Origin of the sequence: Winogradskyella sp. SYSU M77433 (assembly GCF_029911945.1) — a bacterium.
Classification (GTDB): domain Bacteria; phylum Bacteroidota; class Bacteroidia; order Flavobacteriales; family Flavobacteriaceae; genus Winogradskyella.
Map to the genome: position 1 here is coordinate 1 of NZ_JARYTG010000031.1, position 944 is coordinate 944.

At 42.8% G+C, this 944-nt stretch carries 1 pseudogene; it reads right to left on the bottom strand.

Annotation, left to right across the window (positions count from 1 at the left end):
- Positions 1-944: pseudogene (locus QGM60_RS18125) on the bottom strand (hypothetical protein); the annotation flags it as partial.

Consider the following 944-nt stretch of genomic DNA (forward strand, 5'->3'; position numbering starts at 1 on the left):
AAAGCCTCTGTATTAGTATAAGCGTTAGGATTTCCTATTGGGTTGTTGCCCAATTCAGCATTGTTTTCATTCTCATAATAGCTGACAATATATTGTGCTGGGTCTTGCCCATTAAGAATTTCTTCGTTCTTCGTTGTTAAGTTGAAGATAGCAAAACCATCGGCAGAAATATCATCGCACACTTCCAATGGTGTTGGTGTTACCAACTGTGGTGTTGGCTCTACAATAAGTTGAAGTGCTACTATCGTGGCACAGTTTGTAGCTATCGTGGCACTTTCCACTCTTGCATAGAGCATCTGAGTATTGACAACTATATTGTTATAGGCCGTGGTATTTGTTATGGCATCTACGTTGTTCTCGGCGTTGACCAAAGTCTCATGGTAGCTTACCGTCAATCCCGATGCTCCTCCTGTAATCTCATTGTCAACAGTCGTCAAATCGAATACACCAAAACCATCGTTGTCCGGATCACAATAGCGTAACGGTTCTGGGTCAAAAGCCTCTGGTGCCTGTTGCACAATCAGTTCCATTGTTGTGGTATCGTAACAGCCTGTTGTGGTATCCTCTACAAGCACGATTATGATTTGGTTGTTACTGTTATTCGTGTAAAGTGTCGGCAATGGGTTTGTCTGTGTCTGAGCATCTCCCATGTTCTCATAATAGCTTACCGAATAATTAGGATTACCACCTGTGATCTCGGTATTCTTTACACTAAGATCCATCTCTGTGATACCATCTGGTGTACCGTCGTCACAGACCTCTAGTGGTGTTGGATCTATCAATGCTGGCAATGGGTTTACCACCAAGTCAAAGGTTGTACTGGATGTACAGCCTGTATTGGTATTGGTTAGTACAGCTATAATCTCTTGTGGGTTGCCTGTATTATTAGGATACAATGCTGTTATGGCATTGCCCGCATCTACATCGGCTTGGCTCTCATAGTA